Source organism: Luteolibacter arcticus (genome assembly GCF_025950235.1).
In the GTDB taxonomy this organism is placed as follows: Bacteria; Verrucomicrobiota; Verrucomicrobiia; order Verrucomicrobiales; family Akkermansiaceae; genus Haloferula; species Haloferula arctica.
Genome location: NZ_JAPDDT010000006.1, coordinates 58854 through 82456, shown reverse-complemented (window position 1 = coordinate 82456; position 23603 = coordinate 58854). Strand labels below are relative to the sequence as shown.

The 23603-nt window shown below is 62.2% G+C and carries 13 protein-coding genes; 7 read left to right on the top strand and 6 right to left on the bottom strand.

Annotation, left to right across the window (positions count from 1 at the left end; all coding sequences use genetic code 11):
• Nucleotides 1-12: 12 nt before the first annotated feature.
• Genes OKA05_RS14925 through OKA05_RS14915 form a run of 3 tightly spaced genes read right to left on the bottom strand, consistent with a single transcriptional unit; the run spans nucleotide 13 to nucleotide 3237 of the window.
• Entirely contained in the window at nucleotides 13-897 is an 885-nt protein-coding gene (locus OKA05_RS14925; protein ID WP_264487965.1) for an SDR family NAD(P)-dependent oxidoreductase, read from the bottom strand.
• 27 nt (nucleotides 898-924) lie between these two features.
• Nucleotides 925-1326 (bottom strand): L-rhamnose mutarotase, encoded by a 402-nt coding sequence (locus OKA05_RS14920; protein WP_264487964.1) that lies wholly within the window; start codon nucleotides 1324-1326, stop codon nucleotides 925-927.
• 6 nt (nucleotides 1327-1332) lie between these two features.
• Nucleotides 1333-3237, bottom strand: coding sequence for a sodium:solute symporter family transporter (locus OKA05_RS14915; protein WP_264487963.1), 1905 nt, complete (start codon nucleotides 3235-3237; stop codon nucleotides 1333-1335).
• 156 nt (nucleotides 3238-3393) lie between these two features.
• Here OKA05_RS14915 and OKA05_RS14910 point away from each other — a divergent pair, with 156 nt between their 5' ends.
• The gene (locus OKA05_RS14910; RefSeq protein ID WP_264487962.1) at nucleotides 3394-4251 is read left to right on the top strand and encodes an AraC family transcriptional regulator; all 858 of its coding nucleotides are present in this window, start codon (nucleotides 3394-3396) and stop codon (nucleotides 4249-4251) included.
• Between the two features lie 832 nt (nucleotides 4252-5083).
• On the opposite strand, the gene OKA05_RS14905 is transcribed toward OKA05_RS14910, so the two are convergent.
• On the bottom strand, nucleotides 5084-5776 hold the full coding sequence (locus OKA05_RS14905; RefSeq protein WP_264487961.1) for a hypothetical protein: 693 nt from the start codon (nucleotides 5774-5776) through the stop codon (nucleotides 5084-5086).
• A gap of 19 nt (nucleotides 5777-5795) precedes the next feature.
• Entirely contained in the window at nucleotides 5796-9290 is a 3495-nt protein-coding gene (locus OKA05_RS14900) for a hypothetical protein (protein ID WP_264487960.1), read from the bottom strand.
• A 416-nt stretch (nucleotides 9291-9706) separates the two neighbouring features.
• Between OKA05_RS14900 and OKA05_RS14895 the strand changes: the two genes are divergently transcribed.
• The 3 genes from OKA05_RS14895 (at nucleotide 9707) to OKA05_RS14885 (ending at nucleotide 14924) form a co-directional block, all read left to right on the top strand.
• The gene (locus OKA05_RS14895) at nucleotides 9707-10684 is read left to right on the top strand and encodes an ROK family protein (protein WP_264487959.1); all 978 of its coding nucleotides are present in this window, start codon (nucleotides 9707-9709) and stop codon (nucleotides 10682-10684) included.
• A gap of 27 nt (nucleotides 10685-10711) precedes the next feature.
• Nucleotides 10712-12511, top strand: coding sequence for a class I mannose-6-phosphate isomerase (locus OKA05_RS14890; RefSeq protein WP_264487958.1), 1800 nt, complete (start codon nucleotides 10712-10714; stop codon nucleotides 12509-12511).
• Nucleotides 12512-12785: 274 nt separating this feature from the next.
• Entirely contained in the window at nucleotides 12786-14924 is a 2139-nt protein-coding gene (locus tag OKA05_RS14885) for a hypothetical protein (protein WP_264487957.1), read from the top strand.
• Between the two features lie 83 nt (nucleotides 14925-15007).
• On the opposite strand, the gene OKA05_RS14880 is transcribed toward OKA05_RS14885, so the two are convergent.
• A complete protein-coding gene (locus OKA05_RS14880; RefSeq protein WP_264487956.1) occupies nucleotides 15008-16090 on the bottom strand; it encodes a substrate-binding domain-containing protein in 1083 nt (360 codons plus the stop codon).
• 295 nt (nucleotides 16091-16385) lie between these two features.
• On the opposite strand from OKA05_RS14880, the gene OKA05_RS14875 reads away from it, so the two are divergent.
• The 3 genes from OKA05_RS14875 to OKA05_RS14865 all read left to right on the top strand — a co-directional run bounded on the left by OKA05_RS14875 (nucleotide 16386) and on the right by OKA05_RS14865 (nucleotide 23599).
• Complete coding sequence (locus OKA05_RS14875; RefSeq protein WP_264487955.1) at nucleotides 16386-17165, top strand: hypothetical protein; 780 nt, start codon at nucleotides 16386-16388, stop codon at nucleotides 17163-17165.
• 200 nt (nucleotides 17166-17365) lie between these two features.
• Nucleotides 17366-20965: a LamG-like jellyroll fold domain-containing protein gene (locus OKA05_RS14870; RefSeq protein ID WP_264487954.1), complete on the top strand. Its 3600-nt coding sequence runs from the start codon at nucleotides 17366-17368 to the stop codon at nucleotides 20963-20965.
• 45 nt (nucleotides 20966-21010) lie between these two features.
• The gene (locus OKA05_RS14865) at nucleotides 21011-23599 is read left to right on the top strand and encodes a glycoside hydrolase family 38 N-terminal domain-containing protein (protein ID WP_264487953.1); all 2589 of its coding nucleotides are present in this window, start codon (nucleotides 21011-21013) and stop codon (nucleotides 23597-23599) included.
• The last annotated feature ends 4 nt before the right edge of the window (nucleotides 23600-23603 follow it).

The window sequence follows — 23603 nt, the reverse complement described above, 5'->3', positions numbered from 1 at the left end:
CGAGCGATCGGGTCAGTGGGTGGTGACAGCTTCCTTCGGTTCGCCATTCCCCATGGACTGGTCGGCGGCGGACTGAAGACGGGTGCCCGTATCCGAGTGAGCAGGACCGGAAGGAACTTCATCGCACCCTTGCCGTACAGCGCGGTAGCCGATCTCAGCTCCGCCCGAGACATGCATGATGTGCCCCGTGATGAACCGCGACTTGGAGGAAAGCAGGAACACGCAGGCATCCGCGACAACGTCGCCCTCCGGGCAATAGCCCAAGGCGTGGATGTCATCCAGGTACTGGGTAATCCCCGCTGGGTCGGGTTGTTCGGCAGCCCACTGGCGGAGCATCGGCGTCCAGGTGCCGGCCGGGCAGACGGCGTTCACCCGGATCCCTTCTTTGGCATAGTCGAGCGCCATCGACTTGGTGAGCGTGTTCATGCCGCCCTTGCTGGCGGTGTAGGCGGCATGGATTTCCTGGCCGATCACGCCGACCAGGCTGGAGGTGTTGAGGATGCACCCTCGCGAGGCGCGCAATGCCACGATCCCGTGTCGCGTGGTGTGGAGCACGCTCTTGAGGTTGATGTTGAAGAGGGCATCCCACTCCTCGTCCGTGGTTTCGTGGAGCGGCTTGCTCGGCGTCGCGATGCCAGCGTTGTTATGGATGGCATCGAGCTTCCCGTAGCGAGCAAGCACCTGCCCGATGGCGGCCTTGACGTCAGCATCGCTGGAGACATCGCAGGCGAAACCCAGGTGGTCGGGACCGAGGGCGGTGGCAGCTTGTGCGGCGAGCTCGCCGTTTCGTGCCACCAGCGCGACCTTGGCGCCTTCCGCCGCATACGCCTTCGCACAATCGAGCCCGATCCCGGTGGAACCACCGGTGAGGAAAATGACGTGATCCTTGAGTAGCATGGCAAACTTGGCGTGAAGCTCCAGTCGTTAGGGCAAATGGTAGAGTTCCCGGGTATCGGCCCAGATCTTGCCGGCCTTGAGTGCGTCCGGCAGTGGCGACTGGCACGGATCGGTTTCCTTCCACCAGCGTTGGGTCTGGGGATCCGCGGCCATCTTCTTCATGTCGGCGTCGAAGTCCTTCCCCGTATACTCAAGGTAGGCGAAAAGGTAGGTCTTCGCTTCGATGTCCCGTTCGTAGATGACAAATTCTCTCACATTGCACTCCTTGAGCGTCACGTTGACGGACGGCCACGGGTTGGCGTGAAGCTTGCGATAGTAGCTGGCCTTCTCCGGCTTCAAGCCGGTGACCCAGGCATGGCGTTCGACGCGGGTCGGTGCGCAGGCACCGACGACACCGGCAAGGAGAAGGATGATGAGGCGGGCCTTCATGGCAGGTCAGCGGAAGATGGCGTAGAGTGAAGTCATTGCGAGGATGACAATCGCCGCGAGGACCTTGTAGTTGCCGAGCCCCCGCCAGCCGGGGAACTCCAGCGCTTCGAGCGGGTAACGCCAGTAGAGCGACTGGGGATCTTCACCAGCTTCCTTCGGCATCAGCAGCGTGAACACGACCTGCATCGCGATGCAGGCGACGCACATGTAAAACGCCATCATCATGAACGGCGTCTCGTAAAGGAACGCCGGCACCCATGCGAAGTCGGCGGGCTTCCAAACGTGCAGGGTTTTCAACGTGAAGGCCATGACGCCCAGAAGCGAGCCAAGCCACATGGTCCACTTCGCTCCGCGGGCGGAAGCGGCGGGCCAAAACACGCCGAGGACGAACACACTGGTGATCGGCGGCGCCATGTGAGCAATGATGTCATTGATCCCGCTGAAGATGCTCTCGTAGCGGTCGAGCAGCGGCACCAGCGCGATGCCCGAGGAGATCGCGACCAGCGTGGCAATGCGGCCGATCCGGACCAGTTGCTTGTCGCCGGTGTGCGGCCGGAAGCGTTTGACGATGTCGTAGCTGACCATTGTCGCAATGGAGTTCGAGGCGCTCGAAAGATTCCCCATCAGTGCGGCCATCAATGCCGCGGCGAGCACTCCGAGAACGCCGCTCGGCAGCAGCTTGCGGATCATCACGGCATACACCTCCTTGGACTGATAGGCCTTCACGCCCGGCGGGGTGAGCATACTACCGTTGCCGTCCCCTTTCACCGGCACGCCGGGGCCGATGATGATCGCGGGCTCCTTGCCCGAAGCAGCCGCAGGGTACTGGGAAAGATCGAGCTGGTCGCCTTGTTTGACGATGATCGTCTCCCCCGCACCGGTGGCTCCGGTGAGGGCGATGGTGTGTTCCTTGGTGCCATCGGGAGCGGTCGCCGTGCCGACGACGCGGACTTGGGAAACGCCATCCACCCTCCCCTGCTTCACCGCCGTGTAGAGCATCAGTCCAGGCACGATGAAGATGAAGACCGGCAAGATCTTGATCAAGCCGCAGAAGATCGAGCCGACGCGGGCGTCGTTCTCGCTGCGCGCGCCGAGCACCCGCTGGACAATCGTCTGATCCGCGCACCAGTACCAGATACCCAGCACGGGATAGCCGAGAAACACCGCATACCATGGCATGCCGCTGGGGTCACCGTGCGGGCGGAGCATGCTCATCAACTGGCTGTCGCTGGAGCCCGGGGTGGAGTCGAGCGCGGCGGTCATGCCACCCCACCCGCCAGTCTTCTCCCATGCAAACCACGTGATGACAAAGGCACCCAGCAGCAGGATGATCGTCTGGATGGTCTCGGTGATGGCAACCGCCGCCAAACCACCGGTGACGGTGTAGATCCCGGTGAGGACACACATCACGACAATGCAGGTCCATTTCTCGATGCCGAAGATGTCGTGCAGGATCAGCCAGCCGGTCGCCAGGGGAAAGGCGATGTGGAAGATGATCGCTGCGACAATGGACACCACGGCCAGCCAGTCGCGGCACTCGCGGCAGTATCGCTTCTCAAGGAAGTCGGGCAGCGTCGCGACCTTCGACTTCAGGTAGAAGGGCGCGAAGAAGAAGCCGAGCAGGATTAGCGTGAATGCGGCCATCCACTCGAAGTTCCCATTGAGCAGACCGGTGTCGTAGCCCGACTGGGCGAGGCTGACGAGGTGGACGCAGGAGATGTTGGTGGCGAAGAGCGCGAGTCCGATGACGGGCCACTTCAGGGTATGTGCGGCCATGAAGTAGTCGCCGGCCTCGGACTCCCCCTTCGTCTTGCCTTTCCTTCTGGCGACAATTCCGGCCCAGCAGCCGAGTCCCACCACCCCGACGAGGTAGACAACGACGATAATCCAATCGATGGGACCGATGTTCATGGAGAGATCTGAAAATGGGGGTCAGTGGCGCGCACCGGCGGGACTGACCATGGCTGGGGGAAGGCGCGGAATTCCATGCATTTTGGCACCTCATTTATGGACTTTTCGGAAAAACCCCGCATTGACCTCGCTCCCTGCTTAACGCTTTTTTGAGGAATGCAAGACTCTGATCTCAGAGTGCTCAACCGTGGCTGCTATCAGCAGCCGCAGTCGGGGGTCGGCATGGAGTTTTCGCCCCTCTCGGGCCCGGTGCGGGAAACCCAGATCGTGCTTCATGAGACCGGCTACCTCACAAAAAACGACTGGTGGCACTTCCCAAATACCATCAGCCCCTTCTGGCGCTTCTACTACAATGCGACCCCCGGCCATAAGGTGATTTTCGCGGACTGCGAAATCACTCTCGGCCCCGAGCATGTGGTGATCATCCCCGATCGCCAGATTTTCCATTCACACGGCACCGAGGCGGTCCGGCATTTCTGGCTCACCTTCACCATCGGGGTCTTACCTCAAAAATCGGAACCCATTGTCCTGCCGGCCGATCCTGAATTGATAGACCGGGTCGACCGGATCTGTGGGCTCTTCACGGGAGTGGGTGAAGGAGATCGCTTTGCCATCTACCACGAGAGCATGGCCTTGCTTTACCAGTCGGTCCTGCGGATGCGGCCCTATCTGCAGGAATCGCTGCGGTCCGCGGTTCTGGAAACCGTGGTGGGCCACGTCCAAAACCATTTGCAGGAACCGCTCGATATCCCCGCCCTGGCGAAACTGGCCGGACTTACCCCGCGCTCCCTGGCCGCTCATTTCCGCAAGGAGTATCACTGCACGCCCGCCCACTTCGTCATGCAAATGCGAATTCGTGAAGCAGCACGGCTCTTGGCGGCCACTCCCCTGACGATCGATGAGATCGCCTTTGCGGTCGGATTCGCGGATCGCTTTTATCTGACCCGCGTCTTCTCGCGTATGGTCGGCAAGTCTCCCGCAAAATTCCGCCGCGAATATAAGAATCATGAATGAGGAACCACCTCGGATCCCAAGTCGCGACCTATCGCGTGAATGCCAGTGACCGGTCGCTGAACTCCCCAGTCGATGCGGCAAATCACAAGGAAGTGTATGGAAGGGGAGGCCCATCCGTTTTCTTCATGAACCGATAGCGCCAACCGCAGCAGGCTGTCTGATCGCGCTTGAAATCATGGAACGTGCCCACCAGTCCCGGGCCGCCCTTGAGCCCAAAGGGATTGGGATCGATGAAACCACGGCCGACGCCGGGGCCACCGCCCGGACCCGTCCCTATCCCCGTGCCGCTTCCTATCCCCGTGCCGCTTTCACCCCCGGCTCCCCCGCCCTTGCCCGCAGAAGCCGACCCCATCTCCATCGGCATGGTGACGTCGGGGAGTTCGCTTGCAGAATCGGACAGGGAAAATTCAGCCGACAGGCTGGTGGATGCGATGCGCTTCGAGACGGTGGTGGGAGTAATTCGCTGCCGCGCCGCTTGCTGGATCTTGTGGGTTACCTCAGAGCCACTGCTTCCGCCGCCTCCCCCGCCGGGGATGAAATCGATCCTCTCCGGTAGCGGCTCGACTCAGGGGATGAAGAAGAAGATCGCCAACACGATGAAGATCGCATGCACCAGCAAGGAAACGGAGAGTGCTCCACCTCCCGGTTTCCGCCATGCTCTTCCTCCGGTCCGGCGATCCGCCTCCGGGGGCGGGCGCATGCCTCTCGGCAGTTCCCACGCTGCGGAAGTTCGCCGGCTTGATGTCATCCCTCCCCGGCTGGAAATGCCCCGGATTGTTGGAGCAACTCATCATGGCACTCGAATGGCAGAGGTGGGGAAGCCACTTCCGGTTCAGTCGACCAGGCGTTCGGGAATGCCCAGCAGGGTAACCCGGCCGTTCTTGGGCGAGGGGTAGAGAAAAAGATAGGATCGGAAGCGCCGGTCCACGGCCCAGCGGGTGCTCTGTACCGCTTCCCAGCTTCCACCAGTCTTCCGGGTGAGAATCTGTGTGGCGATCATATCGTCCTGCTGCGGCACTGAGATGGGCAACAGACGGTGGCTACCGGGAGAGAAGCTCTCCGGCTTCGCATTTCCCTGGCGAACGGCCGCCTCAACCGGGCAAAGGTTGAAGACCAGCGTCGCGCCGCCATCGAAGCCCGTTGCGGGCAACGACACTGCACTTCCCTGATAACCTTTACCTGCGGAGACGATCATGAAGAGCAGCCGCTCGCGTCCTTCCGCAGGCACCTTGATGGAAAAGGCAGGCGTTTCGTCGGAGTCCGTCTTGAAGAAATCGACAAAGGCCTCGTCGCGCAGCGAGGCCTTGTGCGGACCTCCAATGTCATTCTTCGAGGTGGGAATCCTTTCACGTCCCGTGCCCGAATCGACATGGAAGACTGGCGGTGCACTCGCCGTCGGATCGAAGCACACCGAACGGAACGACACCACCGAGGGTTCCGCCCGTAGGCACGCCATGGCCAGCCATGGCATCGAGCGGGCAAGGAGGCGCCAGACACGCCGCTGAATTCGCAAGTGGGAGTTCATCCGATCAGATCAATGGGGATCACAGTTCCTCCGCAGGCAGCCAACGGAACGAAGTGATGTTGAAGCGGCGGCCAAAGCTACGGTTCACCTCCGAGCGAAGCGAAGCGGCGGCGACTTCGGGCAAATCGGTTGCATCAAGATAGTCCGGCACCCGTTGCACCACCGCCTCACACCAGGCACGGGCAGTCACCGTCCCGTCGCCAGCAGTGGCTTCGCCGTAGCCGCGCACCAGGAAGGTATCGGAACGCGCATTGAGCACGGGCGCGATCGGTCCTAACAGGTCCGCCTGGCAGACATAGGCGGGAGCCCCCTGATAGCGCGATCCCATCGCCGCGCTGCGGTTCGCGTAGTCGGTATCCGCCAGGTCGGCGGCGGTGATCCTTGCCGAGCGGAAGTCCTCGTTGATGTTTACCGCGGGGTCTTCGAGAGCGCCTTGCAAGGCGCCATAAAGGGTTCGCTCGTCGCTCTCCGGCCCCAGCCGGCGATTGATGAATTCCCCCAGTGAACGGAACGGGCCGCGTGCCTTGACCTGGCGGACGATCGCCTGCGCCAGCGCGTCGATCTGCTCTTCCTTGAGTTCGCGATAGCCAGTCCACCGCAAGTCGTCGCCGGCCTTCCCGCTGGCCGCATCGGCGGAGCCACCATTCGGCATGCTGAAGCGGCTGACCACGAAGTTGCCCGCCGGGCCCACCTCCGGCTTGCCGGCCATGCTTTCCATGATGCCCATCCGCTTGCGGTGGGCGGAGGCGAGCAAAGTCTTCCACGCCGCGACCGAGACAGAGTTGATGTTGAAGCCGCCCTCCACCATCAGCGAGGAGGCTGCTTTCTTGTAACCGTTCGTCGTCGGCCGGTCACGGGCCACCAACTCGGCGATCACACTTTCAGCGGGCCGCGTGAGGTAGGGACGATAGCGTTCATTGGGCAGCGGCTTGCCTTCCTCGTAGAATTCACGGACCGTCGCTTCGATGCCAGCTTTGTCCCCGGCGGCACGCAACAGGCCATCCTTCGGAGCCATCGAACTGAAGAAATAGTCGTCCCACAGCAGATGGTTCGCCGCATAGCTGCGGTCGATGTTCGACCGCTCCAGGAAGGCCTCCTTTGGGAACTTTTCGCCGCGGATGGTGCCGCCGCTATTGTTCATGTACATGTCCACCCAGAACGGCCAGCCGCGGTTCGACTTCACGGCATTGGACGGCACACCGGGAGATGCAAAGGAATTCCCGATCGCGTGATTCTGCATGAAGAACCCGCTTGAATAGAGGTTGTCGATCGAGGCCTGCGGCAAATGCTGCAACTGGGCCAGCGAGGTCAGGGGTACCATCGGGATCTCGATGTCGGTAATCAGGGATTGGCCGCCTTGCGGAAAATGACTGCCGCCAAAATAGGTGTGGGTAGCATCGTCGGGCGCGACCTGAAGATAGCTCGACGCCTCCTGATACGAGTTGATCGACTCCAGGCTCAGCTTGTAGGCACTGGCGGAGAAGGGGGTCTTGCCCTTGGAATTAGTCGCACCCTGGAAGGAGTGGCCCGGGATGCAATCGGCCCACGTTTTGTTCGGCAGGTCGGCTTCGTCGAGGGCCTTGAGCTGGGCGTCCATCACCATGAACGGACGCGGAGCGCCGTTCAAACTGGCGAAGGTCGTCTGCGCCCGGTCGTTCGACAGCTTGTTCGGGGACGGGCTGCCCTGCTGATAGCGCCACGCCACTTTCGATGACCAAAGGTAGGTGGGCCACGCGCCATCACTCTCCAGGCAGTGATTGCCACGGATATCGAAGGTGGATTGGTATCCTTGGCCAGCGGCGAAGGCGGTACCACCGTTTTCAAACAGCTTGACCGCGGTTCTCACTTCAACGCGATCGGAAGCCACGCCGCTGACTTGGATCAGTGCGTCCGAACCGCCGGCACCATTGCCATTACCCCATTCACCACCGGCAAAGGCGGGTGAATAACGAAATGGCACCGCATCCATGTAGTGGGCATGGTGCATCGAGACGGCTTGAAACCAGTTCCACCGCGTGGGCGTTAGCATCTTCGCCTCGCCAGCGCGCAGCCGCAGAGGCTTGTCGAGGATGGGGCGCACGGCACTGCCCTTTCCCCCGTTCCGCCAGTCGAAGACCCCGCGGACCTGGCCATTGACCACGATCTCGTGCTCCATCGGCATCGCCGTCCACAGCATGTTATACTCGGGCACCAGCAGATCCACGTTATACGGGTTCCACAGGGTCATCACCGGATAGGCGTAGAATCGCACCACCAGCTTTTGGGCATCCGCCGGATCGGGCTTGGTGCCGTAGCTGATGAAAAGGAGGCACCGGACCATCACCGGAGCCGGACGCAGCGTCCCGCTGTTCCAGCGCTGGTTGACCTGTTCGTCTGGTTGCACGTCAGAGCTGCCGTTGAAGGTGGTCAGCGTTGGCCGGCCGTTGCTCAGAGTTACCCGGTTCCGCAGGCGGCTGTAGTGGGCGAGGCTCTTCCACGACAAGACGTCGTACTCATTGACATCGCTCAGCGCGATCTTGCGGTTGGGTCCGAGCGGAGCATTGAGCGTCGTGGACGGCCAAGCCGGAGCCCGATCAAAGCTCGACTGCTCCAGGAAGAGGCTGAGGTCCTCTCGCAGTGCTCCCTTAGCGACGTTGGCGAGCACGCTCCGCGGATAAGGCGACAGGTCGTGGAAATGTTTCTCGCTCGCGTTCGGGGAAGCCATCGCCAGATCGCCCTGGCCTGAGGTAATGACCTTGGCGGCTTCCGGTTTGTTGGACGGGAATTCACTTTCCACCGCCTGGACACCATACGCACCTGGTGTTCCCGCTGCGGCCAGCACGTCCGCCGTGGGGGGGGATTCCTTCCGTTCGATTTCGGATACCGGGTTGATGAAGCCCTTGCAGTTTTCATCACCCACCCACCATGCCAGCCTCCCGGACCTCCCTTTCTCCGCTGTCACGTCGATGCCACCGGCGTGCACCGGCTCCCTATCCCCGTGACCGCTTACGAGCTTCACTGGCTGCTTGAAGCTGCCCTTGTCGGCGAAGTCGGTGCGGCCTAGTGGATCGGCATCATCCGACGAGACCAGCCACCGGCGGAACGGCTTCTCCCGGTCGTAGTCGGGGGCCTTGCCGAGCGCTTCCTCACGCGAATCCCAGACGCCGGTCAGTTGGGGATGAGCGAGCGCTGGCGCATCGTCATCGCCCGATGAAAGAATGCCAGAGGGTGCCGTGATCCGGCGGTCCGGGCCGAGTTCCTTTTGCAAGTCGCCGATCGCCAGCATCAGTGCCAGGCGTGCATTCGCCCTCGCCGTCCGGGCATCCGATTCGCGACCCGAAGTGCGCAGCGACAGCGTGGACAAACTGAGCAGCCCCACCGTTAGAACGAGCAGCAACGCCATCAACGAAAGCGAGACCACCAAGGCGAAACCTCGCGGCTTCCCGGACGTGAGCTTCCTCGACAGCCGCGTGCCCCAGCTTCCCTTCGCGATGATCTTCCGGCGTGCGTTCGGGATCGGCAGGTTGATTCTCATGACATTCAAATGACGTTCATCGTGCCCGGCATTCACGATCCGGGCTCTGAGGTCTCTGCGTGATGCATCCACTGAACGCGGTCCGGTGGGGAAACCAAACTGCATGTGCGTGCAACGTAGTGACAATTCGTGCAAAGATGCCGGATTCACCGAACGGACGACAATGCGGCGCCGGGGCTCCCCGCCCTCCGCCGAAGACCTGCCAAGTTGTGCAGCAAGGTGACAAATCGTGCAGAGAGATTTCGCCCCTGATCGGCCATGCATCAGAGATCGGCTCCAGCTCGACCGCGTTTCGACAGCCGTCCTGCGCGCTACCGCATGAACGGAAGATTTACATCCCCCTGCGATCTCTGAGAAAGGGCCGCCGTCGGCGTCACTCTCCCCGATCACTCCACGCCGCGCCAAACCTGCGAGTCATGTTCCCAAAGATCGCTCTCGATCCGATTCTCGCTGCCGATACCGGCGGCACGATCATCAAACTCGGCGTCGTTCAAAACGGCACCGTGCTCGCGGGAAAATCCATTCCCGCGCAGTCGGATCGACCACTGGCGGAGCGGCTGCCGGTCATCGCCGGAGTGTGGCGCGAGTTGTGCCGGGAGGCCGGAGTTGCCCCGCGGGATTGCGCCGGGATCGGCATCTCATTTCCGAGCATCATGAACCCGGTGACGGGGCGGATCCTGACTCATTTCGGGAAGTACGTCGACGCGATGGAAATCGATTTCAAAAGGTGGGCGAAGGATCTCTTCGGCCTCCCCCTGACGATTGAGAATGATGCGCGTGCGGCGCTCATCGGCGAGTGGCAGTACGGCGCGGGCCGTAATTGCGACAACCTGGTGATGATCACCCTTGGCACCGGCCTTGGCAGCGCGGCGCTGATCAACGGCCACCCTCTGCGGGGCAAGCACGGGCAAGCGGCCATCCTGGGCGGACATAGCACCCTCAACCACGCCGGCGCAATCTGCCGCGTCTGCGGCAACATCGGCTGCGCCGAAAACGAAGCCTCCACCGCTTCCCTGCCGCTCCACGCGAAGAGCATGACTGGCTTCGAGCAAAGCCTGCTGGCCCGGGAAGCCACGATCGACTACATGGCGGTCTTCCGCCTTGCCGCCCTTGGCGACCGCGTTTGCCGGCAATTGCGCGACCAAAGCCTGGGCGTCTGGGGAGCCTTCGCGGCCAACCTCGTGCTGGCTTACGATCCCGAGCGCGTCCTCATTGGTGGTGGCATTTCCGCCAGTGATGAAGTCATCGGTGCCATACGTGAATACATCCACCAACATGCCCTGACGCCTTGGGGTAAGGTCGCTGTGGAACGTGCCGGCCTCGGCGACGACGCCGCCCTGTTAGGCTGCGAGTGGCTGGGCAGGAATACCACGCCTGCCGCCACCCTGCCGTAAAAGTTCCCCTCCATCTTCTTTCCATCCATGCGCACCCCGAACTACGACAAGTGCCCCTCCATCCGGATACCCGTTTCCCCCGACGCCTGCGTGGCGGGCTGGGAAGCCATTGCCGGCAAACTGCGCCTTGCCTTGGCCAACCGGGGTGCCAGGACGGTGCTGACGGTCGAATGTTACACCGGGGTCCTGGCGGCTGAAGTAGGGGAGGCACTCACCGCGCTCTTGAGGCCCGCTCTCGCGATTGATTCCGAAGTCGCCTTCAAATCAGAAGCGCAGGTCGACGCGATGGTGGAACCATTCCTGGGAGGCGATGACCCGGTCTTCGGTTTCCTGTCCGGCCTCACCTTGCCGGCCTTTTTCGACGATGCCAAACTGGAGCATCTGAAGGCCGGAGTAGCGGCCCAAAAGGAAGGATTGATTCTGATCGTTGGGATCGGTGCTGCCCTCGTCCACCCGGGCGACATTCTGGTCTATGCCGACCTGGCCCGCTGGGAAGGTCAGCTCCGCCAACGCCGCAGTGAGGTCCCGAATCTCGGGGTCAGCAACCATGGCTTCAAGGCGAGCCTGCAGTACAAGCGCGCTTATTTCATCGATTGGCGCGTGTGCGATCGGTTCAAGCGTTCGCTGCTCGCTCGGGCCGACTTCGTCCTGGACACGAATTACACCTACGACCGCTTGCCAAAGCTGGCGGATGGGGCCGCCGTGCGTGCCGGCTTGGCCGAAGCTGCAAGGCAACCCTTCCGGGTGGTCCCCTTCTTCGACCCGGCACCGTGGGGCGGCCAATGGATGAAGGAAGTCTTCGACCTCGATCCCTCCAAGCCGAACTACGGCTGGTGCTTCGACTGCGTCCCCGAGGAAAACAGCCTCTTGCTCTCCTTCGGCGAAGGGCCCGAAGCGATCGCGAACTTCGAGATCCCCTCCTTGAATCTCGTCCACTCACATCCTCGCGAACTGTTAGGCGATCCGGTGCACGCCCGTTTTGGCGCCGAATTCCCCATCCGCTTCGACTTCCTCGATACCATCGGCGGCGGGCATCTCTCCTTCCAAGTCCATCCCCTCACCGAATACATCCAGCAACACTTCGGCATGCACTACACGCAGGACGAAAGCTACTACATGCTGGATGCGGTGGATGGAGCCTGTGTGTACCTTGGTCTCAAGCCGGGCGTGGATGCGGCGCGAATGATCGAGGATCTGGAGCAATCGCAACGGCCACTTGATGACGGATACCAGCCCTTTGACGCGGACCTCTACTCAAACCGCTTCCCGGCCAAAAAGCATGACCACTTCCTGATCCCCGCTGGCACCGTCCATTGCTCGGGCGCGGGCTCGATGGTGCTGGAAATCAGCGCTACCCCCTACATCTTCACTTTCAAATTGTGGGATTGGAATCGCCTCGGTTTGGACGGCAAGCCGCGCCACTGCCACATCGGCCACGGCCAGCAGGCCATCCAATGGGACCGCGACACCGAGTGGACGCGGAAGCAACTCGTCAACGCCGTCGAGGTCGTGGCTCAAGGCGAGGGCTGGCTTGAGGAGCGCACTGGCCTGCATGAGCGTGAGTTCATCGAAACACGACGTCATTGGTTCACCGGGATGGTCACCCATGACACCGGCGGCATTCTCAAGGGCAGCGTGCATGTGCTCAACCTCGTCGAAGGAGAGGAGGCCATCGTTGAAAGCCCGGGCCACGCATTCGCGCCGTTTGTCGTCCACTACGCCGAAACCTTCATTATCCCGGCGCAGGTAGGGCCCTACACCATTCGTCCGCATGGTCCATCCGCAGGCAACAAATGCGCCACCATGCTGGCGTACGTGCGGCATTGAGCGGGAGGAAGGCCGCCTTTGTTAAACGAAGGAAGCCGCTTCAATGACCTGCTGCGAGGGTGGCCTCCGCGGTGTCACCACGCATCGCCGGATCTCCCTTGAGGCGCATCGAGCCCGGGCTCAGCTCCCGGAGTACTTTGCACGAATTGTCACCTCGTTGCATGGATCGGCTACTGACCATCCGGACCCGATCCCGTTAATCCGATGATCGATAAGAGAGATCGCCCCTTTCGATCCTTGCATTGCGACCCACCTCAAAAACACCAGACTCACCATGCACACTTCCCCATCTATGCCTGCCGCGGCACTTGCGGCCCTCTTCAGCCTGGCGCTGCCGACGGCAAGCCAGGCCGCGACCATTCAGAACGTCGATCAAACATTCGCCGCCCACCCTCCGGTGGCCGACTTTTACGCCTACAACAACAACACAGCGGGCAACACCTGGACGGTAAACGGAAACATCACCTTGGGCAACGGCAGCACCGCCGACAGCCGCCTGTTCGTGGGCGTGAATTTCACCAGCATCGCCGCCAATGGCCTGCTCACCTTGCATGGGGCCAATGGGAGCGGAGATACCTTTCTCATCAACGGCTATCATCCTGCGGATCCGATTCTCGGCCGCTTGGGCCATGTAAGCGGGGGCAACTGGGTCGCCACGATCAACATCGACGGCGGTCTGGCGGTGACCATGGGCGGGCGGAAGATGAGATACGAAGCCGGCACCAACACGATCAACGTCGTGAACGGCTCGCTGAACTTCACAACCGCAGGCTTCGGATGGGCGGAAGCCGGCTCGGCCAATGCCTTCGTGAAGGTCGTCTTGACCCAAGGTGGCTCCTTGATCGTTCCTGGCGTCCTCAACGACGCCGCGGGAGTCGCCTCGTGGGCGGTCTCGAGCGGAACCGGAGTGGAACTCAACGACGTCACCGTGGAAGGTGCGCCAGGTCACCTCCTGGCATTCAACAACGACGGGGTGAACACCACCATCACCTCCATCCAGTCGGATAGCGATGGCGATGGCCTGCTCAACGACTGGGAGGTCGCGAATGACCTCGATCCTAATGACGACGGTACCGATGTATTTGACAACGGCCGCGAGGGAGATCCCGACCAGGATCTTTCCCTGAACTGGGAAGAGCAGGCCCGCGGCACAGACCCCCAGGACCACGACACCGATGACGACGGCGCGGACGACGTCGACGAAACCGATACCAACGTCTGGGTCAGCGAGTTCAACCGCGGCACGGATCCTCTGGATCCAGATACCGATGGAGATGGCCTCGAGGATGGCGTGGAATCCAACAGCGGCACCTATGTTGATGGCGACGACACCGGAACCCACCCGCTCAAAACAGATTCGGACAATGACGGTTTGTCGGACTTCATTGAAGACAACAGCGGAGATTTCATCAGTGGCGCCGACCCCGGCACCAACCCGAATCTCGCGGATACCGATGGTGACGGGATGCCCGACAAATACGAGATCGACAAGGAACAGGACCCGACCGACGACGACGACGCCTCAGGCGACACTGACGAAGACGGCGTGAACAACTTCGACGAATTCACTCGTGGCACCGATCCGGTTAGCACTTCCGGCACCGCATCGGTCGCCTCAGTGGACGCATCTCCCTACACCCCGGATGGGACCGACCTGCTGCAAACGAACCTGGGCTCGGTTTCAGCAGCCAGCGCGTGGGTCACCACCAACGAGCCCACCACCAATCCAGCGGATTCCGCCATGTTGCTGGCGGATGGGATTCTCCAGACCGGGGTCGCCGGCCCTCCCAATACCCATCTCCAAGGGCTGGCGGGCGAGGTTGGTGATTTCGTGGAGTTCCGTCTCAACACCGCTACCCATACGGCAGGCTTCGACATCACCCAGATCGACACCTTTGCCCATTGGCAGGACTTCCGCTCCCGTCAGGCCTACTCGATCGAGATGCGCCAGGTGGGAAGCAGCACCTTCACCGAGATCGTGCCCTCGGCGATCTGGCACGCGAACACGAGCGCCGATGCCAAATCCACGAGGGTGCGACACATCAGCAACGGCGCGATCGGCACCAAGCTGGCGACCGGAGTCGATGCCATCCGCTTCGTGTTTGCAGATCCCACAGCCGCTGCCGTGGCTTGGTCGATGTATCGAGAGATCGACGTGATCGGCACCGCGGTGCCGGTCGATGCCATGACGCTGAAGACGCTCGGCTTCGGGATCAGTGCTCCGAATGCCTTCGACATGCAAGCCAGCGGCTTGACCGTGGGGGCCACTTATCACCTGCGCCGTTCGGCCACTCTGGGCGAGCCTTGGACTACGGTGGGTGATCCGATCGTGCCTGCCTCCTCCAGCCAGATGCTGAGCGATCCGAACCCTCTGGCGGGCAAGGCGTTTTACCGTCTCGAGCGGAACCCGTGATTTTTTCCGAGGGGCTCACACCCGCTCCCATGGCCTCGGCCGGGGGCGGGTGTTTTTGTTTTGTTCCGCTTCTTCGCGAAGACTCACCCATTCCCGAGGCTCCGGCTCAGGGAACGGGTGCTGGCAAAGCCCGCCTTCCCCGCAGCTTCCCGCCGGGTCATCCCGGGGTGCTCCCGCAGGAGTCGGTCGGCCAATTGGGTTCGCTGCCGGCGCAGGTAATCCGCAGGAGTTACCCCCAGGTCGTCGCAGAACAAATGATAGAGCGTGCGCCGCGAAATACCCGCCGCTTCGGCCGCTTGGTCGAGCGAAAGCGACTTGCGGAGATTGGCCGTCATGAAAGCGATGGCTTCGGCCAGTCGAGGATCACGTACCACCGTGGTGTCGCTGCTCTCACGGACTACCAAGGCTCCCGGCGCCAGCCGCTCGGATCCCGCCGTCATCTTGCCGCGTGCCATCAAGCGGTCTAACATGGCAGCCGCACGTTCCGCGACCTCGGTGGAGCGGAGGTCAATGCTCGTGATCGGTATCTGCGAACATTCACAGACGGCGCTCAGGTTTCCCATTCCCACCACCGCGAGGTCGTCAGGAACACGTCGCCCGGCTTCAAGGGCGATCTCGATGAACTCCGACGCCACCAGATCGTCCAGCGCGAGCACGCCGGCCCGCGGCGGCAGCTTGCGGAGTTGGGCAGCCAAGCGCCGCCGTTGATCCGACCATGGGACCAGCCGGTTCGACCCTTTACGAGGGCAAATCGCGTGCAAGCGGTAGCCGGACGCCCGGATCACCTCCTCGAATCCGCTGCGCCGCTCGTCGGAAACGATTCCACCGAGCGCGCTGTAGTAAGCAAAATCGCGATGCCCTCTTTCGAGCAGGTGTCTCGCGGCCATTCGTCCGGCCTCCGCATTGTCAGAAGCGACGACGGGAACAACGAGTCCTTTCGGCAAATTCGCATTCAAGGACACCACCGGACACCGCTTGGCCTGATCGATCACGAATCGATCGATGCGTTCGCGGATTCCCTGGCTGTAGAGTATCCCGTCCCCGTTCCAGCGCTCCGGCACCATGTCGGTGAAGTAGGCTCTCATCTCGAGATGCCAGTGGTGCTCGCGGGCATAGTTGCTCACCGCCACGAATCCTTCCGGATCGCTCCATCCAAAAAGCACCATCACGGTGGGTTTTTTCCGCGGCGAGGTCATACCGGAAATTCCTCCAGAAGCATGGGTTGAGGTGACACTACCCTTTGCGGTTCAGATGCCATGTCAAGGCTGCTGCCAGTCCCCGACATCCCGCTGGAATTCCGTGCACCGGGCCGTCCGGACACAGGTGCACGATTTGTCCCATCGCTGCACGGAATGGGACTCAATGAAGCCTCGATTCGGGCGCAGGATGGCTTCCGTCGGCCCGCGATGCGTGAGCCAGCATTTTCGACAGCAAGATTGACACTCCCCAAATCCCAAGGTCATGCCCATCCTCCAATCTCTCCTCAATCTCACTTTGGCAGCCGCCATCACGGCGAGCGCCCGCGCGGCCACGGTCCAGAACATTGATAAAACCTTCGCCACCAACCCTCCCGTCGCGGACATTTACTTTTACGACAATCCGGTAGGGTACACTTGGACGGTGAACGGCAGCATCACCGTGGGTGATGGAACCACGACGCCAACCATCGACAGCCGTCTGTTCGTCGGGCTGAGAGTGGGTCCCTCTGATGCCGGCAATGGCTTGCTCACCCTCACCAGCACTGTCGGCGGCAGCACGCTCCTGCTGGACGGCTGGCATTCGGCGGATCCCGTGCTGGGCCGCTTGGGGCATACCAGCGGCGGAAACTTCGTCGGCACGCTCAACATCGACGGCGGGCTTGCGGTAATCATGGGCGGGCGGGACATGCGATACGACGGTGGGGCAAATACCATCAACGTCGTGAACGGCTCCCTCAACTACACCAACAGCCTCTTCGGGTGGCAGGAAGGAGCTGGCATCGCCCTGGTGAATCATTTCATCGGCGCCGACGGGGCACTGATCGTTCCTGGCATCATTAGCGACGCCGCCGGATTTTCGGCTTGGGCGGTATCGAGCGGGACCGGCGTGGAACTCAATGACATCACCGTGGCGGCCTCCGGCGGACTGACCCTCAACTTCGAGAACAACGGATCGTTCACGACGATCACGGCCGTCCCGGAATCATCGGTCGCCCTGCTCGGTGGTCTCGGCCTTCTGGTCTTGCTGCGGCGCCGCCGCTGATTCCCAGCCCTCTCGTTTTTACGGGGTAATCGAGGTTATTGCATCCGGCGGCCCTGGGCCGCCGGATGCACGTTCCGCCAACGAATATGAGATCGCAAAGCACTTCCCATCATACAGCACCCCGCCGAAGGCTGAGGAGAGCGCTTGGCGCTTGCCTGGCATGTTCCATCTTCCTCATCTCCCCGCTGAACGCCTCCCCCGTGGAGGCAGTGGGCATCGTCGGCCCTCATGAGGCGGTCTGGAACAGTCCTCCCACCGGCACCCCGAACAATGCTTCGGTGGATGGACCGTTGTTGGGAAACGGTGACATGCTCGTCGCCATGTCCGGACCGCCCGAACGGCTGGTGTTCCATCTCGGGAAGAATGATTTCTGGCGGCTCAAGCATGGCTCCGGCAACGCGATGCCGCTGCCGGTGGGCACCTTGTCACTGCAGTGCGCGGATCTAACAGGGGCATCCTATCAGGTGAAGCAATCGCTCGCGGAGGCAGCCACCCGCGGACGCTTTAGCCGCAGTGACGGAGCCTTGGAGGTGGAGACGCGGGTCTTGGCGCAGGAGAATCTCTTGCTGATCGGGCTCACCGCGGAAGAACGAGCTTTTGAGGTGCGCTGCGATCTCACCGCCGCGAGCGGGCGAGGGTCAAACTCGGCTGCGGGCATCGAGAACGGCGTGCCGTGGATGGAGCGCTCTTTTGCCGCAGGGACCGTGGACATTCCGGCCAAAGCGGCCTGCGCCATGCAGGCCATTGGCACTATCATTCCTGGCAGTGGCGGACGCCCGGAGGCGACGAGGTTTACCAGCTACAATGTGAATTTCGGCCGCGAGCAATGGTCCGGAGGAAGCCGCTGGGGCTTCGACGGCAGCGTGGATGAACTCGCCCTCTATAAGGTGGCCCTGACCGAAGAAGAAGTGGCCGCGCTCCACGGCGGATCGGTACCACAGACCGGCCTGGTCGGCCATTGGTCGATGGACACTCTGCCAGCGGGCAGCGTGAACGCCACCACCGTGGCCGGACGCCATGGCTCCGCCACCGACTACCTGGGTGCGAGCAACAGCTACACCGGGATCGGCACCATGTCAGTGCCGGAGGACGTGGTCTCCCTCGCCTGTTGGATCAATGTGGGGACCACGGGTGTCGCAAACTATCTGTTCAGTTGCGGTGAGTGGAACCAAGGCGTCAGCCTCGGCCTCTCCGGAGGGAAGGTCCGCTTCGCCATCAAGGGGCGCTATCTTGAAACGTCCGTCGTGCCGACCGGTAGCTGGGTCCATGTGGCCGCCACAGAGAACAACGGGGACATGAAGCTCTGGCTGAATGGCGCGCTGGCAGCACAGACCACCAGCGGTGGATCATCGGGAGTCACGCTTTCCATCGGTGCCGGCGAAACCGCATGGCTCGGGGTGGCCATGGACAGCATGTTCAAAAGCGCCGCCCCGAGGGAGGCCGCGATCGCCCGCTGCGATGCCTTTGATGCGGCGGAGATCCCCTCCCTGATCGAGGCCCACGCAGGTTGGTGGGCCGGCTACTGGGATCAGTCGTGGATCGAGATCGGCGACCCCGCGATCGAGAAGGCCTACTATCTCTCCTATCACGGCATGGGTGCTTGTTCCGGCGACCCCAGTTTCCCGCCCGCGCTCTTTGGCTGGACCACCACCGACAATCCCAGTTGGGCCGGCGACTACCACCTGAACTACAACTTCCAGGCTCCCTTCTATGCCCTGGCATCCGGCAACCGGCTCGAGCAACTCACGCCCCACGACGCCCCCATTCTCGACTTCCTGCCGAGAGCCCGGAACTACGCCACCACGATCTTCGGCCCGGAGGCGAAGGGGGTGATTTATTCGGTCGGCATCGGGCCTCTCGGGATCGATGTCACCCTGAACTCCGGCTACTCGTATCCCAACGAAGAAGCCGGCGTCCTGACCTTCGGCCAACGTTCGAACGCTGCCTACAGCCTGCTCAACATGGCCCAGCGCTGGCGCACGACCTACGATCCCGCCTATGGCGCCGAGATCTATCCCTTCGTCAAGGAGGTCGTCGCATTCTGGGAAGACTACCTCGTCCACGAAGGCTCGCGTTACAAGATCGTCGGCGACTCTGTCCATGAAGGCAGCGGCTCCGACGTCAACCCGATCCTGACGCTCGGATTGCTCCGCAATGCGTTCGACCTCGTTCTCGACCTCAGCAAGGAGCTGGAACTCGACGCCGACAAACGCGCGACATGGCAAGACATCCTGGAACATCTCAGCGGCTACACCACCCAGATCCGCAGCGGACGCCAGGTCTTCCGCTACACCGAATCCGGAACCGCGTGGTGGAACGATAACACGCTTGGCATCCAGCACATCTATCCCGGTGGCGCGCTGAATATGGAGAGCGATCCGGCGCTAGTAAGCACTTCGCTGAACACGCTCGATGTAATGCAGCGGTGGTTCGACTTCAATGGCTCGAACAGCTTTTTCCCCGCAGCCGCCCGCATGGGCTACGAGCCGCGGTTGATCCTCGCCAAGCTCCGCGAGTATGCAGGCAGGATGAGGCCGAATGGCTTCCAACAGAATAATCCGCACGGGATCGAGAACCTTTCAACGGTGCCCAACACCATCAACGAGATGCTCTGCATGAGCCACGTCGCGCTCGGCTACGCTTCTCCCGACGGGCCGCATCCGCCCCGGGCGGAATCGATCATCCGGGTCTTCGGGGCTTGGCCGCTGGAGCGCGACGCGCGTTTCGTCCGGCTGCGAGCGTGGGGCGGGTTTCTAGTCAGTTCGTCTCTCTGCGCCGGTGAAGTCCAATACGTCGAACTGCTTAGCGAGCAGGGCCGCCACTGCACCCTGCGCAATCCGTGGCCCGGGCAGCCAGCGCGGCTCTACCGCAACGGGACCGCCGCCGAGGTCGTCACCGGCGACACCTTTGTCTTCCCCACGAGTGCGGGCGAGTCGCTCCGGCTGTTTCCCGGCGAACATGAAATGCCCACGCTGGGCCAGACGCTGAGGATGACACCGCCCGCCGCCCGGGCCGGGACGCCGCTAGGTGGCACCAACCTCTCTTTCGAAAACGGGATGTCCGGATGGACCGTCAACGGCGGCACCTCGACCTTCGCCGAGGATGGCATCTCCACCACGACACCGCTTCCCGATGGCAACTTCGCCCGCGGCTTGCGCGCCGACTCCCCTTCAACTCCGATCCGCGCCAGCCAATCCCTCGGACCGGCCGCGGCGGGCGAGCATGTGATTTCCTTCCACGTCGCCGACCGGATCGCCGAGCGCTGGCTCAACTACCAGGTCGAGCTGCTCGCGGGCGCAACGGTCGTGCTAAGCCGCGATTCCGATAGCGATCCCTCCTTGCGTCCCCCCAATGGCTCGACGAGCCACCCGGGGTCATGGGGATTCGGTGGTAGTGAAGGCAACTGGCATCAAGTCCGGCTCAGCGCGTCGATCCCCCCCTCGCTGGCCGGCCAAGCGCTGACCCTGCGCTTTACCAGCACCACGCGGTCGTCCGGCGACAATGGACTCCACGACGACTTCGCGCTCGATGCCATCCAGGTAAGCCGCCTTGATTCCGGACTCTGGCCATTGGCGCAAGAGATCCAGAGCGTGCAGCGGCAGCCCGACGGCAGCACCCTCGTCACGCTCAACTGGTTGAGCGCCGCCGGCATGACCTACCGTGTCGAAAGCTCGACCACTTTGCAGACCCCATGGACGACGGTCCAAACCGGCATCGCCGCGACCCAGCCCGTCAACTCAATCACCGTTCAGTTCCCATCTGCCGCCAACTGCGCGTTCCTACGGGTGGTAGGATGGTGAAGTCTCACAGCGCGATCCGATTCCAATGCACCCATTTCTCTACCGATGAACGTCGAACCTGGCACGCCCATTCTCCACTCCACGGCCCAGCGGGCACTTGGCCATGGAGCTTCCGGAAATCCGGTTCACGATTCGAGTATGCTGGAGAGCGATCGGGCCCACGAGGATCAGGCACCTCAACTCACCGCGCCTCATGCCGCGCAGATCTCCGAGATTCTTGTCGTCCATCACAGTCACCTGGACGTGGGCTACACCCACTCGCAGCCGGTGTTCTGGAACTTGCAGCACGAATACATCGATCAGGCGCTCGATTGGCTGGAGGAAACGGCAGACCTGCCTGAAGGCGCGAGGCCGAAGTGGACCTGCGAAGCGAGTGAACCGGTACGCCGCTGGTTGGCAAAGGCATCGGGCCCGCAGGTGGATCGCTTCGTCCAATTGCACCGGGCCGGGCGCCTCGGGGTTTCCGCGCTGCGCTGGCACACCACGCCACTCGCCGACCGCGCCGGACTGGAACGCTTGCTGGCGGGGAAACAGGACCTTGAGCAGCTCCTTGGCACGAAGATTCCGGTGGCTTGCCAGCATGACGTTGCCGGAGTGCCGTGGCCGCTTGCCGACGTGTTGCTCGATGCCGGCGTCGATCTCTTCATCATGGCGGTCAACGTCCATCTCGGACGAGCGGTGAACCCGCGCCCCGGCATCTTTCGGTGGCAAGCTCCGTCAGGTCGCACGCTGCGGGTATTCAACGGCAACCACTACACGATGTTCGACCAGTGGCTGCATGCCTGGGACGATTCCGTAGCCGGAATGGAAGAGGGATGGAACGCGTATCAGACGCATTTGCAGACGATCGGCTACTCACTGGATTTCGCCTATTTGACCACGACCTGCTCGCCCGTCATGTGGGACAACGCTCCGCCCAACCCCTTCCTTCCCGACCTGATCCGGCGATGGAATGACGGCCACGAGGCCAGGCAGATGCCGCACATCCGGTATGCGACCTTCGATGACCTGCGCGAGCGAGTGATGAAGGTGCCGGAAAGCCGCTTGCCGGAACTCCGCGGAGATTGGACCGACTATTGGAATTTCGGTTGCGCGGCGAGCCCGATTGCCACCGCCCGCAACCTGCAGACGAAGCCGCTCATTGCGAGCGCCCGGCTGCTGATGGGACGTGCGGAGTCGCTCGCCGAGGCTCAAGAGAAGGCGGACCTGTATGATGAACACACCTGCGGCTACTACGACTCGGATCACGCCCATCCCCAGGCCCAGACGACGGAGATCCTCAAGCAAGCGGTCGCCCACGAAGGGCATGAGCATGCAGCATTCGCCCTGATGGATGGACTGGAGCGTCTCGCACAAAACCCGGTTGCTGACAAGGGCATCAAGGGAGTCATGTTCGTCAATCCCGGACCACAACCGGTCACGCTGCGTCCCGCACTTCCGGGCGATTGGTTTGCAAAGATTGCCCCGTCAAACGAACGGACCTACCGGGCCAGCAGGATGTTTTACGACGGTCGTTCTTGGGGAGAACGCTATCCAGGGTTGGATCCCCACCATTTCGGTCCGCTGGAACTGCCTCCCTTCTCATGGCGGGTCATTGCCTTGGCCGATCTGCCTCCTCCGGAGGTGACCGCCTCGATTTCCCATCAGATCGAAACCGAAACCTCCAGCCGTCGCGAGCTGAACTTCGCCCCTGCCGCTCATCACAAACGGAGGACCGGGCGTATCATCTCGCCATTTCATATCCTCCGCTACGATCTGAAATCGGGGAGAGTCCTGTCTCTACACGATCGGCTGCAGAACCGAGAAATACTCTCGCGCCGGGATGGACTGGATCTCTTCGCCTTCGTCCGCGAGCGCACCGATGCGCTGCACGAAGACCGGCGCTACGCCTTCTATAAACGCGACCTCGATAAGGAGAAGGTGGACGCGACGTGCTGGCGGAACTGGGTGCCCGTTCGCGAGCGGGCGAACCGTTTGATCCGTTGCAGCATCGAGGAAGATCAGGGCCGCATCAGCTTGGTCCGCGAGTTCCAGGCACCGGGCATGGCGTTTCTCAGGCAAAAGATCTCCCTGTCCGCACACGAGCCGGTGATCGGCTTGGAGGTCGAGATGGAATTGCTACCGGATCCCTCGCCCCACGGATTGTACTTTGCCATCCCCTTGGAGATGCACTCCGGCTGGCGGGCAATGTTCGACACCGCCGGGCAGCCAGTGCGCATGGACGACGACCAGTTGCCCGGCGCCTGCCGCAATTGGGTTACCACCGAAATGATGGCCGCCATGTGGGATGATGACGGGGGCGTGGCTTTGTTCACCCCCGACGCGCCCATGGTGCAGTTCGGCGATTTCCACTTCGGGCCTCCTTTGGACTCGCTGCCGCGACCGCAGAACCCGCTGCTCTTGGCTTGGCCGGTGAACAACTATTGGGACACCAATTTCCCACGTGTCCAATCGGGGCGCATCCGCTTGCGCTACGGGCTGCAAACCTTCGCCGGCCCGGCGGACGCGCTGCTGCTGCGCGCGGCGGCGGAGAGATTCCGCCATGCGCCACTCATTTGGCCGGTAACCACGAAGGGGAGATCGCCTGGGCACGGAAGCCTCGTATCTGAATCGGCAGTCCCGACCACCCCCTGATCTT

Coding starts and splice junctions, on each gene's coding strand:
- OKA05_RS14915 (WP_264487963.1), bottom strand. CDS start 3,237: ATGAACATCGGTCCCATCGATTGGATTATCGTCGTTGTCTACCTCGTC.
- OKA05_RS14865 (WP_264487953.1), top strand. CDS start 21,011: ATGAACGTCGAACCTGGCACGCCCATTCTCCACTCCACGGCCCAGCGG.
- OKA05_RS14900 (WP_264487960.1), bottom strand. CDS start 9,290: ATGAGAATCAACCTGCCGATCCCGAACGCACGCCGGAAGATCATCGCG.
- OKA05_RS14875 (WP_264487955.1), top strand. CDS start 16,386: ATGCCCATCCTCCAATCTCTCCTCAATCTCACTTTGGCAGCCGCCATC.
- OKA05_RS14895 (WP_264487959.1), top strand. CDS start 9,707: ATGTTCCCAAAGATCGCTCTCGATCCGATTCTCGCTGCCGATACCGGC.
- OKA05_RS14885 (WP_264487957.1), top strand. CDS start 12,786: ATGCACACTTCCCCATCTATGCCTGCCGCGGCACTTGCGGCCCTCTTC.
- OKA05_RS14880 (WP_264487956.1), bottom strand. CDS start 16,090: ATGGTGCTTTTTGGATGGAGCGATCCGGAAGGATTCGTGGCGGTGAGC.
- OKA05_RS14890 (WP_264487958.1), top strand. CDS start 10,712: ATGCGCACCCCGAACTACGACAAGTGCCCCTCCATCCGGATACCCGTT.
- OKA05_RS14925 (WP_264487965.1), bottom strand. CDS start 897: ATGCTACTCAAGGATCACGTCATTTTCCTCACCGGTGGTTCCACCGGG.
- OKA05_RS14920 (WP_264487964.1), bottom strand. CDS start 1,326: ATGAAGGCCCGCCTCATCATCCTTCTCCTTGCCGGTGTCGTCGGTGCC.
- OKA05_RS14905 (WP_264487961.1), bottom strand. CDS start 5,776: ATGAACTCCCACTTGCGAATTCAGCGGCGTGTCTGGCGCCTCCTTGCC.
- OKA05_RS14910 (WP_264487962.1), top strand. CDS start 3,394: ATGCAAGACTCTGATCTCAGAGTGCTCAACCGTGGCTGCTATCAGCAG.